The 13,979-nt window shown below is 68.7% G+C and carries 16 protein-coding genes; 9 read left to right on the top strand and 7 right to left on the bottom strand.

What is annotated here, in order from left to right; genetic code table 11:
• Window positions 1-489 (bottom strand): Lrp/AsnC family transcriptional regulator, encoded by a 489-nt coding sequence (locus ACPCXD_RS17680; RefSeq protein WP_016693767.1) that lies wholly within the window; start codon window positions 487-489, stop codon window positions 1-3.
• A 166-nt stretch (window positions 490-655) separates the two neighbouring features.
• On the opposite strand from ACPCXD_RS17680, the gene pdhA reads away from it, so the two are divergent.
• The 3 genes from pdhA to ACPCXD_RS17665 are packed head-to-tail and all read left to right on the top strand — an operon-like array spanning window position 656 to window position 4,062.
• Complete coding sequence (gene pdhA / locus ACPCXD_RS17675) at window positions 656-1,753, top strand: pyruvate dehydrogenase (acetyl-transferring) E1 component subunit alpha (protein WP_088899337.1); 1,098 nt, start codon at window positions 656-658, stop codon at window positions 1,751-1,753.
• Window positions 1,750-2,733, top strand: coding sequence for an alpha-ketoacid dehydrogenase subunit beta (locus ACPCXD_RS17670; protein WP_258260455.1), 984 nt, complete (start codon window positions 1,750-1,752; stop codon window positions 2,731-2,733). The genes pdhA and ACPCXD_RS17670 overlap by 4 nt, the downstream gene beginning before the upstream one ends.
• 9 nt (window positions 2,734-2,742) lie before the next feature.
• Window positions 2,743-4,062 carry a dihydrolipoamide acetyltransferase family protein gene (locus ACPCXD_RS17665; protein WP_423660550.1) on the top strand — a complete coding sequence of 440 codons (1,320 nt, stop codon included), beginning with the start codon at window positions 2,743-2,745 and terminating at the stop codon, window positions 4,060-4,062.
• 85 nt (window positions 4,063-4,147) lie between these two features.
• On the opposite strand, the gene ACPCXD_RS17660 is transcribed toward ACPCXD_RS17665, so the two are convergent.
• From ACPCXD_RS17660 to ACPCXD_RS17650, 3 genes are read right to left on the bottom strand one after another with little or no spacing between them, the layout of a single operon-like run.
• Entirely contained in the window at window positions 4,148-5,572 is a 1,425-nt protein-coding gene (locus ACPCXD_RS17660; protein ID WP_271047120.1) for an NAD(P)(+) transhydrogenase (Re/Si-specific) subunit beta, read from the bottom strand.
• The gene (locus ACPCXD_RS17655; RefSeq protein WP_006552916.1) at window positions 5,572-5,901 is read right to left on the bottom strand and encodes an NAD(P) transhydrogenase subunit alpha part 2; all 330 of its coding nucleotides are present in this window, start codon (window positions 5,899-5,901) and stop codon (window positions 5,572-5,574) included. The genes ACPCXD_RS17660 and ACPCXD_RS17655 overlap by 1 nt, the downstream gene beginning before the upstream one ends.
• Window positions 5,902-7,029, bottom strand: coding sequence for a Re/Si-specific NAD(P)(+) transhydrogenase subunit alpha (locus ACPCXD_RS17650; RefSeq protein ID WP_120282079.1), 1,128 nt, complete (start codon window positions 7,027-7,029; stop codon window positions 5,902-5,904).
• Between the two features lie 438 nt (window positions 7,030-7,467).
• On the opposite strand from ACPCXD_RS17650, the gene ACPCXD_RS17645 reads away from it, so the two are divergent.
• From ACPCXD_RS17645 to ACPCXD_RS17620, 6 genes are read left to right on the top strand one after another with little or no spacing between them, the layout of a single operon-like run.
• Window positions 7,468-7,671 (top strand): hypothetical protein, encoded by a 204-nt coding sequence (locus tag ACPCXD_RS17645; RefSeq protein ID WP_277371367.1) that lies wholly within the window; start codon window positions 7,468-7,470, stop codon window positions 7,669-7,671.
• A 22-nt stretch (window positions 7,672-7,693) separates the two neighbouring features.
• Complete coding sequence (locus ACPCXD_RS17640; RefSeq protein WP_277371366.1) at window positions 7,694-8,458, top strand: SIR2 family NAD-dependent protein deacylase; 765 nt, start codon at window positions 7,694-7,696, stop codon at window positions 8,456-8,458.
• A gap of 9 nt (window positions 8,459-8,467) precedes the next feature.
• On the top strand, window positions 8,468-8,908 hold the full coding sequence (locus ACPCXD_RS17635) for an HIT family protein (protein ID WP_230825156.1): 441 nt from the start codon (window positions 8,468-8,470) through the stop codon (window positions 8,906-8,908).
• A complete protein-coding gene (locus ACPCXD_RS17630; RefSeq protein WP_423660546.1) occupies window positions 8,905-9,759 on the top strand; it encodes a maleylpyruvate isomerase family mycothiol-dependent enzyme in 855 nt (284 codons plus the stop codon). The genes ACPCXD_RS17635 and ACPCXD_RS17630 overlap by 4 nt, the downstream gene beginning before the upstream one ends.
• Window positions 9,760-9,763: 4 nt before the next feature.
• Window positions 9,764-10,414: a Type 1 glutamine amidotransferase-like domain-containing protein gene (locus ACPCXD_RS17625; protein ID WP_423660544.1), complete on the top strand. Its 651-nt coding sequence runs from the start codon at window positions 9,764-9,766 to the stop codon at window positions 10,412-10,414.
• Window positions 10,411-10,701 (top strand): GNAT family N-acetyltransferase, encoded by a 291-nt coding sequence (locus ACPCXD_RS17620; RefSeq protein ID WP_059383667.1) that lies wholly within the window; start codon window positions 10,411-10,413, stop codon window positions 10,699-10,701. The genes ACPCXD_RS17625 and ACPCXD_RS17620 overlap by 4 nt, the downstream gene beginning before the upstream one ends.
• A 4-nt stretch (window positions 10,702-10,705) precedes the next feature.
• On the opposite strand, the gene ACPCXD_RS17615 is transcribed toward ACPCXD_RS17620, so the two are convergent.
• Genes ACPCXD_RS17615 through ACPCXD_RS17605 form a run of 3 tightly spaced genes read right to left on the bottom strand, consistent with a single transcriptional unit; the run spans window position 10,706 to window position 13,966 of the window.
• Complete coding sequence (locus tag ACPCXD_RS17615; RefSeq protein ID WP_059383666.1) at window positions 10,706-12,358, bottom strand: ABC transporter permease; 1,653 nt, start codon at window positions 12,356-12,358, stop codon at window positions 10,706-10,708.
• Window positions 12,355-13,299: an ABC transporter ATP-binding protein gene (locus tag ACPCXD_RS17610; RefSeq protein WP_160876181.1), complete on the bottom strand. Its 945-nt coding sequence runs from the start codon at window positions 13,297-13,299 to the stop codon at window positions 12,355-12,357. The genes ACPCXD_RS17615 and ACPCXD_RS17610 overlap by 4 nt, the downstream gene beginning before the upstream one ends.
• Before the next feature lie 10 nt (window positions 13,300-13,309).
• Entirely contained in the window at window positions 13,310-13,966 is a 657-nt protein-coding gene (locus ACPCXD_RS17605) for a TetR/AcrR family transcriptional regulator (RefSeq protein ID WP_423660541.1), read from the bottom strand.
• Between the last annotated feature and the right edge of the window lie 13 nt (window positions 13,967-13,979).

Raw genomic sequence — 13,979 nt, 5'->3', positions numbered from 1 at the left:
CTACGTCGCGTCGTCTCCGCTGCGCCCGGCCGCCCGGGCCAGCAGCGGAGCCGTCCGCTGCGGGACGAGGTCCTGCATGACCAGCGACATGTCCGTGCGCTCGACGCCGCGAATCTTCAGGATCCGGCCCGCGAGCCGATAGAGGTCGTCGGCGTCACGGGCGACCACCTTCACCGACAGGTCGATCTGCCCGGTCAGCCCGTAGACCTCGGTGACCTCGGGGATCTGTGCGAGTTCGTCGACGACCTCGTCGAGACGGTGCTGATCGACCCGGGTGGCCACGTAGGCGGCGAGCGGATAACCCAGGCTGACGGGATCCACCCGCCGGTCGAACGAGGCGAGCACGCCCTCGGCCTCCCATCGGGCGAGACGCGCCTGGACGGTGTTGCGGGACAACCCGAGACGCTGCGCGAGTTCCACTCCCGTGGCCCGTGGTGTGCGCGTGAGTTCGAGCAGCAGACGCGCATCGGTGGCATCCAGACTGGTCATTCTTCGCAGTCTGCCAGCTGAACGCACCCTGAAACCGTGCTTTCTGCACGGTCGGGGGCGGATCGATTGCGCACGCGCGATTTGCCCGGATGATGTGATGTACGGCACACATCATCCGGTCGGGCCTCACGAGGGCACGCCGGATCCGCACCGACGAGGTGATCAGATGGTTGTACCGACCGCCTATCCGGTCCAGTTGATCCAGCCCGACGGGCGACGCGTCCTCGACACCGAGTACGGCCCACTCGTCGCCGACGTCGGCCCCGACGAACTGCGCGGGCTCTACCGCGACATGGTCGTCGCGCGACGCGTCGACGCGGAGGCCACGGCCCTTCAACGGCAGGGCGAGCTCGGCCTCTGGGCGCCGCTCCAGGGCCAGGAGGCCGCGCAGGTCGGCTCCGCCCGGGCACTCGCGCCCGACGACTACGTCTTCACCAGCTACCGCGAGCACGCCGTCGCATTGTGCCGCGGCGTCGACCCCGCCGACATGACCCGCCTGTGGCGTGGGTGCGGCCTGTCCGGATGGGATCCGCAGACGGTCGCCACCACCAACCCGGCGATCGTCGTCGGCGCCCAGGGCCTGCACGCCACCGGTTACGCGATGGGCGCGAAGCTCGACGGTGCCGAGATCGCCACCGTCGTGTACTTCGGCGACGGCGCCACGAGCCAGGGCGACCTCTCGGAGGCCATGGTCTTCTCCGTCAGCTGGGGTGTAGGCGTGGTGTTCATCTGCCAGAACAACCACTGGGCGATCAGCGTGCCCACCCATGTGCAGAGCCCGGTCCCTCTGGCCCGGCGCGCCGCCGGATTCGGGATGCCGGCCGTGCAGGTCGACGGCAACGACGTCCTCGCAGTCCTGGCGGTGACCCGGCGCGCCGTCCGGCATGCCCGCGAGGGTGCCGGACCGTTCTTCATCGAGGCACTCACCTACCGCATGGGCCCGCACACGACCTCCGACGACCCCACCCGCTACCGCACACCCGCCGATATCGAGGAGTGGAAGGCACGCGACCCCATCGATCGGCTGCGACGACTGCTCGAACGCGAGGGGCACGCGGACGAGGACTTCTTCGACGAGGTCCGGTCGGCCGCCGACGATGCCGCGATGCGGCTACGACGCGGCACGCTCGGGATGCCCGACCCCGAACCCGACGCCCTGTTCGACCACGTCTACGCCACCGAGCATCCGCTCGTCGAACAGGAACGTGCGGACTACGCCGAGTATCTGGCGAGTTTCGGCCCCACGGAGGAGGCGCGACGATGACCACCACGACGATGACCCTCGGCAGTGCCCTCAACGCCGGACTCCGCCGCGCACTCGAACGCGACCCCAAGGTCGTCATCATGGGTGAGGACGTCGGCACCCTCGGTGGCGTCTTCCGCATCACCGACACCCTGCAGAAGGATTTCGGTGAGGGTCGCGTGATCGACACTCCCCTCGCCGAATCCGGGATCGTGGGAACGGCCTTCGGGATGGCGCTGCGCGGCTACCGGCCCGTGTGCGAGATCCAGTTCGACGGCTTCGTCTATCCGGCCTTCGACCAGATCGTCTCGCAGGTCGCGAAGATCCACTACCGCACGGCCGGTGCCGTGGTGGCCCCGCTGACCGTCCGGATTCCCTACGGCGGCGGCATCGGTGCGGTCGAACATCATTCGGAATCACCGGAGGTGTACTTCACCCACACCGCGGGTCTGCGTGTCGTGAGCCCGAGCACCCCGTCCGATGCGTACTGGATGATCCAGCAGGCCGTCGCGCTCGACGACCCGGTGATCTTCCTCGAACCGAAGCACCGCTACTGGGAACGCGGTGAGATCGACACGGAGACCGCACCCGACCTGCCGCTCACGTCCGCGCGGGTCGTCCGGTCCGGTTCGGACGCAACGATCGTGACCTTCGGTGCGCTGGTCGCCACCGCGCTACGCGCAGCCGAGATCGCCGAGACGGAAGGACATTCGCTCGAGGTCGTCGATCTGAGGTCGCTGTCCCCCATCGACTTCGACACGATCGAGGCGTCGGTGCGACGGACCGGCCGGCTCGTCGTCGTGCAGGAGGCGCCGGTCTTCTGCGGTATCGGCGCGGAGATCGCCGCCCGCACAACCGAGCGGTGCTTCTACCAACTCGAGGCACCGGTCCTGCGGGTCGGCGGATTCGACATCCCCTATCCCCCCGCCAAACTCGAATCCCACCACCGTCCCGACCCGGATCGCATCCTCGACGCGGTCGACCGCGCACTCGCGGCGTGAGGCGCACCGATGACGAATCCCACACGCGCAGTACAGGAATTCCGTCTCCCCGATCTCGGTGAGGGACTCACCGAAGCGGACTGGGTGCACTGGGCCGTCGCGGTCGGCGATCGTGTCGAACTCAACCAGGTCATCGGGGAGGTCGAAACCGCCAAGGCCACGGTGGAACTGCCGTCGCCCTATGGCGGCACGGTCGAGGAACTGCTGGTCGAGCCGGGACAGACGGTGCCGGTCGGGGCGCCCCTGCTGCGGATCGCCACCGAGGACGGACCCGCCGAGCCGACCGGTGACAGCGGCGGCCCGTCCCGACCGTCGGTGCTCGTCGGCTACGGACCCGGCGACGCCCCGCAGAGCAGACGCGCGACCCGCCGTGCCTCGGCGGACGCCGGTCGTGCCCGTGACGGCGATCCCCCTCCCGCACGACCCGACGCGAAGCCCGGCGCACGCAAACTCGCCGCCCTCCTCGAGGTCGATCTGGAGACGGTGACGGGCACCGGCCGCGGCGGTGTGATCACCCGCGACGACGTGCGGCGCACCGCCGGACACGGCGACGAACCCACCGCCGGACACGGCGACGAACCTACCGCCGAACGACCACACTCACCCGCCCCTGCGCCCTCCCCCGAACGGACCACGCGGATACCCGTCGGAGGGGTGCGCAAGCGGACCGCCGAGGCAGTCTCCCGCAGCGCCTTCACCGCCCCGCACGCGAGTGTCTTCCTCACGTGCGACGCGACCGCCACCGTCGATCTGGTGTCGACCCTGCGCGCGTCGCCGGCCTTCGAGGGTGCCCGTCCGACGGCGCTGAGCGTCGTCTCCCGGGCGCTGTTGCACGCGATCGCCGACGAGCCGTCGCTCAATGCGCACTGGGACGACGACACGGGCGAGATCGTGCTCCATCACGACGTGCATCTCGGGATCGCCACCGCGACCTCCGACGGCTTGAAGGTCCCCGTGGTCCGGGAGGCCCAGCGCCTGTCGTTGCCGCGCTTGGCCCGGTCGATCGCCGAGGTCGCCGACCGTGCGCGGACGGGCTGCTCCACGCCGTCCGAGCTGACGGGTTCGACGGTCTCGGTGACGAACGTCGGGGTGTTCGGGGTGGACGGGGGAACACCGATCCTCAATCCCGGCGAGTCGGCGATCCTCGCCGTCGGAGCGATCTCCGACCGCCCGTGGGTCGTGGACGGTGCTCTCGCGATCCGGAAGGTGGTCACGCTGTCGCTGTCGTTCGATCACCGGCTCGTCGACGGGGAGCAGGCGGGACGGGCACTCGCGACGATCGGTGCGTTCCTGGGCGATCCCGTGCCCATGCTCCTCGCCGACAAGTAGGTGAGCGCGGCCGCCCCGACGCCGACGGCGCCCACGCGGTGATCCGCGTGGGCGTCGTGACGGAGCAGCGACAGGTCCGGAAGGCCTACAGGGCCTTGAGTTCCTCGGTGACCTCCGAGACCATCTTCTTCGCGTCACCGAACAGCATCGAGGTGTTGTCGGCGGTGAACAGCGGGTTGTCGATACCGGCGTAACCGGAGCTCATCGAGCGCTTGAGCACGATGACCGACTTCGACTGGTCGACGTTGAGGATCGGCATGCCGTAGATCGGGCTCGTCGAGTCCAGGCGGGCAGCCGGGTTGGTGACATCGTTCGCGCCGATGACGATGGTGACATCGGTGCGGCCGAACTCGCCGTTGATGTCGTCCATCTCCTTCATCGCGTCGTATTCGACGTCGGCCTCGGCGAGCAGGACGTTCATGTGGCCGGGCATACGACCGGCGACCGGATGGATCGCGTACTTGACCTCGACACCACGGTCCTCGAGCAGCGCCGCCATCTCCTTGACGGCGTGCTGCGCCTGGGCGACGGCCAGACCGTAGCCGGGCACGACGATGACCTGGTTGGCGTACGCCATCTGGATGGCGGCATCCGAGGCCGAGGTGGCCTTGACCGTGCCACCCGACGCCGAGGCCACACCGGCCGCCGCCTCGCCACCACCGAAGGCACCGAAGACGATCGCGGGGATCGACCGGTTCATGGCCTTGGCCATGAGGTTGGTCAAGATGGTGCCCGAAGCACCGACGATCATGCCCGCGACGATCATGGCCTGGTTGTTCAGTGCGAGACCGGCAGCTGCTGCCGACAGACCCGTCAGGGCGTTGAGCAGCGAGATGACGACGGGCATGTCGGCGCCGCCGATCGGCAGCACGACGAACAGACCCATCAGGCCGGCGGCGACGAGCAGCGCCAGGATCCACCACGAGGCCAGCGGATCACCGTCGGCGCTGATGCCGATGTAGACGGCGATGGCGATCGACGCGAGGACGAGCACGATGTTGGCGAGCTGGAACAGCTTCGCCGACGCGACGAGCTTGCGCTCGAGATTCTTGTTCAGCAGTTCCTGCAGCTTCGCGAAGGCGACGAGCGAACCCCAGAACGAGATCGAACCGATGATTGCGGCGAACAGCGAACCGACGATCATGACCACGGTCGGGTCGTCGTCGAGCGTGGTGAAGCTGGTGGACTCGAGATATTCGGCCCACGCGATGAGTGCGACGGTGCCACCACCGACGCCGTTGAACAGTGCGACCAGCTGCGGCATGGCCGTCATCTTGGTCTTCAGTGCCGGCGGGACGCCGAGGATGATGCCGACGGCCAGACCGCCGATGATCAGACCCCAGTTCTCCGTGTCACGAATGTCGATGAGCACCGCGACGACCGCGATGAACATACCGACGGCGGCGATGTAGTTGCCGCGGACTGCGGTCTTCGGGCCGGTCAGACCCGACAGACCGTAGATGAACATCGCGAAGGCGATGATGTACAGGACCGAGACGAGGTAGCCCATCAGGCGTCAGCCCCCTTCTTCTGTGCAGCCGGGGAGTCCTTGCGCTGCTTGAACATCCCGAGCATGCGGTCGGTGACGACGAAGCCACCGACGACGTTCAGGGTGCCGAAGACCAGAGCGACGAACAGGATGATCTTGATGCCCCAGTGGGCATCACCGGGCAGATGACCGAGCACGACGAGAGCGCCGAGCACGACGATGCCGTGGATCGCGTTGGTGCCCGACATCAGCGGCGTGTGCAGCGTGTTCGGCACCTTGGAGATGACGGCGAAACCGACGAATCCGGCCAGGACCAGAATCGCGATGTTCGCGAGTAGTTCGTTGTACATCTAGGAGTTCTCCTTCGAACGCGTCACGCAGGCGGCCTCGAGGATCTCGTCCGAGAAGTCCGGGGCCAGGGCACCGGACTCGTCGAGCAACAGCTCGATCAGCGCGTACACGTTCTTCGAGTAGAGCTCGGAGGCATGCTCCGGCATCGTCGCGGGCAGGTTGAGCGGCGAGCAGATGGTCACGTCGTGCTTGACGACGGTCTGCCCCGGCTCGGTGAGTTCGCAGTTGCCACCGGTCTCGCCGGCGAGGTCGACGATCACCGAACCCGGCTTCATCCCCTCGACCGCGGCGGCGGTCACCAGGCGCGGCGCCGGGCGGCCCGGCACGAGCGCGGTGGTGATCACGACATCGAAGCCCTTGATGGCGTCTTCGAGCGCCTGCTGCTGCTGGGCCCGCTCGGCCTCGGTGAGCTCGCGTGCGTAGCCGCCCTCACCGGCGGCGTCGATGCCGAGGTCGAGCCACTGGGCACCGACCGACCGGACCTGGTCGGCGACCTCGGGACGTACGTCGTACCCGGTGGTGCGGCCACCGAGACGCTTCGCCGTGGCCAGCGCCTGCAGACCCGCGACGCCCACACCGAGCACCAGCACGGTCGCCGGCTTCACGGTGCCGGCGGCGGTGGTGAGCATCGGGAAGAAGCGGGTGGATTCGCTCGCCGCGACCAGTACGGCCTTGTAACCGGCGACGTTCGCCTGCGACGACAGGGCATCCATGACCTGTGCGCGGGAGATACGCGGAATGGCCTCGACGGCGTACGCCTCGACTCCGGCCTGCGCCAGGGCGCCGATCTGGTTGTCGGCGTTGCGCGGGGCGAGGAAGCCGATCAGGCGCTGACCGGACTTCAGGTGGGCGATCTCGGCGTCGCTCGGCGGAGCGACCTTGACGACGATGTCGGCGGACCAGGCGTCGCCGACGGTCGCGCCGGCTTCCTTGTAAGCCGCATCCGGAATCAGCGCGCCCTGGCCGGCACCGGACTCGACGACGACGTCGAGACCCTTGCCGATCAAGGAGGGCACGATCTTCGGTACGAGCGCTACCCGCCGTTCCCCGTCGTTCGTCTCACGAACCACGCCGACGGTCGGACGGCGGTGCGCTCCGCTCCCCGTGTTCGATCCTTCGGTACTCAATTCTTGACTCCTGCGTCGATGAAAGTGCGCGTCGTGCCGCGATCGGCGGCGAAAGATGCGTTATCGAAGGCCATGTGACGGCCTGTCATGCACTGAAAGGCTTAAGCAGACCTACCGTGCCCTCCCGTGACCTCGCAACCTGGTCAGATCATCTGAATCGAGTCCGAACAGCAAGATGGCGCAAGTTTGTGAGGCAGCTCACCTCACAAATGCCATTTTCCTCCGGTGAGCAAGACTGTGTAGGACGATCGGAATCGGGCACGGAAACGGCCCGGTGAACGGCCTCCGATGCGAAAGAAGGCGGTGTGCAAACAGATTCGTTCCGTGTGTACCGAACGGCGGTGTGTACCGATTCAGAACACCTCGGAATCGATTCAGATACCCGGTCGCCGGACCCGACCTTTGCGCTCGTCCGGCAGCCCGCGTAGAGGGGCGTCCATGACACACGAATCCCGGAAGGACCCCGCGAACGACACGCCCGTCGACTTCACGGTCGACGACGACCCCGGCACGGCCGACCTCGGCGGCGACCCGGTCTGCTGGCTCCATCTCCTCTGCCCCGACTGCGGGGCGATGCTCACCTCCGAGGAGGAGCCGTGCCCGCGATGCGGCAGGGAGCACTCGATCCCGGATCCCTCCTGACCCGAGCACCTAACCTGGCCTCATGAACGTGCCGGAACCCGTCCTCGACCTCGCCCGCTCGGCCCGCCGCGTCGCCGTCCTCACCGGTGCCGGGATGTCCGCCGAGAGCGGTGTCCCCACCTTCCGCGACGCGCAGACCGGGCTGTGGGAGAACTTCGACGCCACCGCCCTCGCCACACCGGAGGCGTGGGCGGACGATCCCGCGACGGTCTGGGCCTGGTACCAGTGGCGGGTCGCGCTCGTCCGGCGCGTACAACCCAATGCCGGACACCGGGCCCTTGCCGACTGGGCACGGGCGGCGCACGTGCAGATCGTGACGCAGAACGTCGACGACCTCCACGAGCGGGCCGGAAGCCACGAGGTCACCCATCTGCACGGGAGCCTGTTCGCCCCGCGGTGCAGTCGGTGCGAGCGTGCCGTCGACCTCCCCGATCCGCCGGAGGATCCCGTCGCCCGTCTCGATCCGCCGTCGTGCCCGGCGTGTGGAGGCGACGGCCGGCCGGGCGTCGTGTGGTTCGGCGAGATGTTGCCGCAGGAGCCGTGGGAGACCGCGACCGAGTCCCTGCGCGAGGCCGACCTGCTGCTGGTCGTCGGCACCTCGGGTGTCGTCTACCCGGCGGCCGGCCTGCCGTCGCTCGCACGCAGTCACGGTGTGCCGGTGGTGCAGATCGATCCGCGCGAGACCGATCTGAGCGATCAGGTCGACCACGCCTGGCGCACCACGGCCGCCGTGGGTCTTCCCGCCCTCGTCGACGCGCTGAGGATCGGGACCGACACACCGCGTTAAGGTGACCCGGTGAGTTCCTGTGTGTTCTGCGCCATAGCCGACGGCAGCGGTCCGGCGACACGGGTGTACGAGGACGACGAGGTCGTGGCCTTCCTCGACATCCGGCCGATCGCGCGCGGGCACACCCTCGTGATCCCGCGCGTGCACGCCGCACGCCTCGAGGACCTCGATCCGGCGTCGGGCGCGGCCGTCTTCCGCGCCGGACAGCGGATCGCCCGGGCGATGGCCCGTTCCGAACTCGCCACCGACGGAACCAATCTCGTCCTGAACGACGGACGGGCAGCGTTCCAGACCGTCTTCCACACCCATCTGCACGTCCTGCCCCGCTGGGAGGGCGATCGTGTGCGGATGGGTATCGGTCTGGTCCGCCGTCGACCCCACGACCCCGAGACCACTGCGGCACTCATCCGCGCCGGTCTCGAACGTCTCACCGCCGAGGAGCACCAGTGACATCGCAGCCCGACACCACCCCCGACACCTCCGCTGCCGAGTTCCCGATCGACACGATCCGGCCGCTGCTGCTCGAGCAGTTCGCCGTGCTCGACGACCTGCTCTCGGGACTGACCGAGGACGAGTGGACCACCGCCACCTGCCTGCCGGGATGGACCATCAAGGACATCACTGCGCATCTCATCGGCACCGAGTCGATGCTCGCGGGCATCGAGACTCCGCGCGTCGAACGCGACGTGCGCTCGTTCGACCACGTGCGCAACGACATCGCGGCCTTCAACGAGCTGTGGGTGGAGTCGCTGCGTCCCGTCCCCGGCGCGGACGTGCTCGAGCGCTACCGGGAGATCGTCGCCCTGCGCACCGAGCAACTCGGCGCGATGACCCAGGAGGACTTCGGGAAGCAGTCGAACACTCCCGTCGGGCCGGCGCCCTACGGGCGCTTCATGCGGATCCGCGTGTTCGACTGCTGGCTCCACGAACTCGACATCTGCGACGCGCTCGGCAGGACGGGCAGCGAGGGCGGCCCGCGTGCCGAACTCGGATCCGCGGAGGTCTTCGGTGCGGTTCCGTTCATCGTCGGCAAGCGCGGCAAGGCCCCCGAGGGAGCGCGCATCACGCTCGAACTCACCGGTCCCCTCGCGCGCACCATCCACATCGAGGTGCACGGACGGGCCACCGAGGTGCCGGCCCTGTCCGAACCGGTCACGACCACGATCGCGATGGACTCCGGGTTGTTCGTTCGGCTCGCCGGTGGACGCGTGCGCGCCGAGGACCGGATCGAGGAGATCTCCCTCGGCGGCGACACCGAGGTCGGACGCCGCATCGTCGACAACCTCGCGTTCACGATCTGACGTCGTGCGGCTGTTCCTGTCCTCCTACCGGTTCGGCGCCGACCCGGACGCCTTCGTCCGTCTGGTGGCGCCGGGCCGGATCGCGGTGATCGCGAACGCCGCCGACGCGTGGCCCGCCTCCGCCCGCGCGGCGGCGGTCACGAGCGAGATGGGCCCGCTGCGGTCGCTCGGATTCGAGCCGGAGGAGGTGGATCTGCGCGATCACCTCGACGATCCCGACTCGCTGCGGCGGCGCCTGTCGGACTTCACGTCCGTGTGGGTGCGCGGCGGCAACACTTTCGTCCTGCGAGCGCAATTGGCCCGCAGTGGAGGCGACGCCGTGCTCACCGATCTGGTGCGCGACAACCGTCTCGTGTACGGGGGATACAGCGCCGGGGCCTGTGTCGCGACACCGTCGCTGCGCGGCATCGAGTTCTCCGACGACCCCGACGAGGTCGCCGCGACCTGCGGTGTCCCGGTGGTGTGGGACGGACTCGGCTGGGTCGATCACGCGATCGTGCCCCACGCCGGCGACTCGCTGCTGGCCGACGACGGGATCCAGCGGACCCTGCGCTACCTGCGCGAGCACGGCGTCGAGCACGTGGCGTTGACCGACGACGACGCGATCGTCGTCGACACTCCTCCCGGTCACGCCCCGAGTACGGTGAGATCATGACGCAGAACATCGACGGCACCGAACCCCGGATCGAGCACGACGCCGACAAGGCCCGTTTCGCGCTCTATCTCGGCGACGACCTCGCGGCCTACGCCGACTACACGCAGCACGGCGACCTGCGGGACTTCGACCACACCGTCACCGACCCGCAGTTCCGCGGCAAGGGCCTCGCCGGGATCGTGGTGAAGCACGCCCTCGACGAGACCAGGAAGCAGGGACTGAAGATCGGTACGTCCTGCTCGTACGTCGAGAAGTTCGTCTCCGAACATCCCGAATACCGCAATTGATCCGTCACACCTGCACGTCGCGGCGGCGGAAACCGACGATCGCCGCTGCGACGAGCAGCACCGCCGCAACCGCCGGGACGATCAGCGGCATCACCGTCACCCCCTCTGCGGGCACCAGCGGGACATGCGAGAACGGCGACAGTGCGACGAGTTCGTCGGGGAGGTTCAGCATCTCGCCGAGCCACGCGACGAACACCATCCACACCACGAGCACCCACACGAGCCCGGTGGCACGCGGCACGCAGCCCAGCAGCGCGAACGCCACGGCGACCACGAGGATCGCAGCCGGCGCGTAGGCCAGGGACGCCGCGATCATCCGCGGCATCCACCCCCAGTCGCCCACCGCGAGCGCGACCCCCAGTCCGGTCGCAGCACCGGAGACGAGCAGCGCCACGACCAACTGGACGACGATCACGCCGAGTGCCGCGAACAGCCATGCGCTGCGCGCCGTTCCGGTGACGATCACGAGACCGGAACGTCCACCGTCCTCCTCGCTGCGCATCCGCATCACGCCGGACACACCGAAGGCGGTGGCGCCGAGAGCGAGGAACATCAGCATCATCCCGGAGAATGAGGCGGTGAGGGCGTCGGGGTCCACGCCGACCATGTCCAGCACCTGCGGCATCTCGTCGATGAGGTCCTCGACGGAGCTGGCGAGAGCGCCCATCGCGACGCCGAACAGGACCAGTCCCGTCAGCCAGCCCACGAAGGCTCCGCGCAGCAGGCGGCGGATCAGACCGACCGGACCGAGCAACGCGGAATTTGCCTCGGCGGGTCCGGGTTTCGGTGCCCGCAGTCCGGCTCCGAGGTCGCGGCGCCGCGACAGTGCAACGGCGACGGTGAGCAGCACGACCGTCGTGGCGACGGACAACAACAGCGGCCACCACCGCTCGTCGACGTAGAGCCGGGTCTGCTGGGCCCAGGCGATCGGCGAGAGCCACGACAGCCACGAGCCGGTCGACTCGATGATGTCGCCGGCGCCGCGGACGAAGAAGGCCGCAGCGAGCACTGCGAGCGCGGTACCCGTGGCCGAGCGGGAGTGTTCGCCGAACTGGGCGGTCACTGCCGCGACCGCACCGAAGAGCACCCCGGTGACGGCGGAGGCCACACCGAAGGCGACCGAGCCGACGACATCGAGCCCGCCGGCGATGAGCGCGACGGTGATACCGGTGCCCACGATGAGGTTCGCGACCGAGACCAGCATCAGGGCGGCCGCCGGCGGAGCATAGGCCCCGACGGGCAGCGCCCGCAGAAGTTCGAGCCGGCCGGATTCCTCCTGCGCCCGGGTGTGCCGCACGACGAGCAGGATGCTCATGATCGCGGTCGCGACGAAGACGGTCAGGCTCAGTTCGTTCGCGGTCATCGCCCCGAGCGTGTAGTTGTCGATCCCGTAGGCCGGGCCCGTCATGAGTACGGCAGCCGGATTCTCCAGCAGGGCAGCACGGGCCTGACGGGAGGCCTCGTCGGGATAGACCGCGGCCAAGCTGAGGACGGTCGACCACACCGTGAAGGCGAGCGCGAGGGTCCAGACGGTGATGCGCACGCGGTCCAGCCGCAGGTAGAGCCGCAGCAGGGTGCCGAGCCCGGTGAACGGTGCCGCGGACGTCGCGGAGGTACCGCTCGGGGTCGGTACAGCTGTCGGTGTCGTCGTGGTCATCGTGAGGACACCTCCTCCACCGCACCGGCGCCGTTCCCGTCACCGGTGTCGAAGGTGTCGCCGTAGTGCCGCATGAACAGCTCTTCGAGCGACGGGGGCGTGATGGTGAGGTTCTCGACGCCGAGTCCGGCGAGTTCCTGCAGGACCGGGGCGAGGGCGGTGTTGTCGACGTCGAACGCGAGCCGGCCGTCGTCGGCGTAGAGGTCGTGGACCCCGGAGAGACCGGCCAGACGCTCGGCAGGGGCGCTCGTGGTGGCCCGCACGGACGAGCGCGTCAGGTGCCGCAGTTGCGCGAGGGTGCCGGTCTCGACATCGCGTCCTGCACGGATGATCGTCACCGTGTCGCAGAGCTTCTCGACCTCGGCGAGGATGTGGCTGGACAGCAGCACGGTCGCGCCGAGGTCACGGAGCCCTCGCACCTCGTCCGTGAACACCGCCTCCATGAGCGGGTCGAGACCCGAGGTGGGTTCGTCGAGCAGGTAGAGCTCGGCGTCCGATGCGAGTGCGGCGACGAGTGCGACCTTCTGCCGGTTGCCCTTCGAATAGGTGCGGGCCTTCTTCGTCGGGTCGAGTTCGAACCGCTCGAGGAGTTCGGCGCGTCGGCGCGTGCGGACCTCTCCCCCGCGGATGCGGGTGAGGACGTCGATGATCTCGCCCCCGGTGAGGGTGGGCCACAGGTTCGTGTCGCCGGGCACGTACGCGAGCCGGCGGTGGATCGCGACGGCGTCGGTCCACGGGTCGAGTCCGAGGACACGGGCGGTGCCGGAATCGGCACGCAGCATTCCGAGCAGCACCCGGATCGCCGTGGATTTGCCGGCGCCGTTCGGTCCGAGGAATCCGGCGACGGTACCGCGTTCGACGGTCATCGAGAACCCGTCGAGGGCTCTCGTGGTTCCGAATGTCTTGACGACGTCGCGGATTTCGATGATCTGGGTGTCCATCTTTCCTCCGTCAGGAGTCGGGGGGTGCCTCGCGCACTGCCAGATAGGCGTCGAGAAGGGTCGAGTCCGTCAGCAACGGCTCGGTGTAGAGCTCGAGCATCGGCAGCATGAGGCGTTCGGTGTAGGAACGCAGCCTGGCAGGAAACGTCTCGAGATCGAGGTACTCGTCGGGACCGGGAAGGTCCATGAGCACGGCGCCGACGCTGAACGAGATGAGGGCGCGTGCTCGTTCGGAGGGGAACCGGCTGGGCCGCACGGTTCCGGCAGCCACCGCCTCTTCGAGATATGCCTCGGTGTCGGCGACGAGTCGGTCGAGGAAGTCGGCGGCGGGTGCACCGCCGGCCCGGAGGGTGCGGAAGAGATAGGCGACCGTGGTCGCGTAGTTCTCGATGTGCTCCATCTGGTCGTTCAGCGCGGCCGGCCCGGCCTGCGGGTCGAGGACGGCACTCTTCGCCTGCCGGATCCCGTCGAGCACGTACCGGTCGCAGTGTTCCTTCAATCCGGCGCGGGATCCGAAGTGATGCACGATCAGCGAAGCGCTGACGCCGCACTCTGCGGCGATGGTGCGTAGTGGCACGCCGACGCCGTACGCGGCGATGCACCGGATCGCGGCGTCGCGGATCCGTGCACGGGTGGTGAGGTCGTCACCGATGGCGGTTGAACGCACGTTTCAAGCGTTG

Origin of the sequence: Rhodococcus sp. AB351 (genome assembly GCF_049538275.1) — a bacterium.
In the GTDB taxonomy this organism is placed as follows: Bacteria; Actinomycetota; Actinomycetes; order Mycobacteriales; family Mycobacteriaceae; genus Rhodococcus.
The sequence above is the reverse complement of the archived record's forward strand: the minus strand, read 5'-3'. Positions and strand labels throughout refer to the sequence as shown.

Excerpts from the sequence above, each read along its gene's own strand:
- ACPCXD_RS17680 (WP_016693767.1), bottom strand. The coding sequence starts at position 489 with ATGACCAGTCTGGATGCCACCGATGCGCGTCTGCTGCTCGAACTCACG.
- pdhA (WP_088899337.1), top strand. The coding sequence starts at position 656 with ATGGTTGTACCGACCGCCTATCCGGTCCAGTTGATCCAGCCCGACGGG.
- ACPCXD_RS17670 (WP_258260455.1), top strand. The coding sequence starts at position 1,750 with ATGACCACCACGACGATGACCCTCGGCAGTGCCCTCAACGCCGGACTC.
- ACPCXD_RS17665 (WP_423660550.1), top strand. The coding sequence starts at position 2,743 with ATGACGAATCCCACACGCGCAGTACAGGAATTCCGTCTCCCCGATCTC.
- ACPCXD_RS17660 (WP_271047120.1), bottom strand. The coding sequence starts at position 5,572 with ATGGGCTACCTCGTCTCGGTCCTGTACATCATCGCCTTCGCGATGTTC.
- ACPCXD_RS17655 (WP_006552916.1), bottom strand. The coding sequence starts at position 5,901 with ATGTACAACGAACTACTCGCGAACATCGCGATTCTGGTCCTGGCCGGA.
- ACPCXD_RS17645 (WP_277371367.1), top strand. The coding sequence starts at position 7,468 with ATGACACACGAATCCCGGAAGGACCCCGCGAACGACACGCCCGTCGAC.
- ACPCXD_RS17640 (WP_277371366.1), top strand. The coding sequence starts at position 7,694 with ATGAACGTGCCGGAACCCGTCCTCGACCTCGCCCGCTCGGCCCGCCGC.
- ACPCXD_RS17620 (WP_059383667.1), top strand. The coding sequence starts at position 10,411 with ATGACGCAGAACATCGACGGCACCGAACCCCGGATCGAGCACGACGCC.
- ACPCXD_RS17615 (WP_059383666.1), bottom strand. The coding sequence starts at position 12,358 with ATGACCACGACGACACCGACAGCTGTACCGACCCCGAGCGGTACCTCC.
- ACPCXD_RS17610 (WP_160876181.1), bottom strand. The coding sequence starts at position 13,299 with ATGGACACCCAGATCATCGAAATCCGCGACGTCGTCAAGACATTCGGA.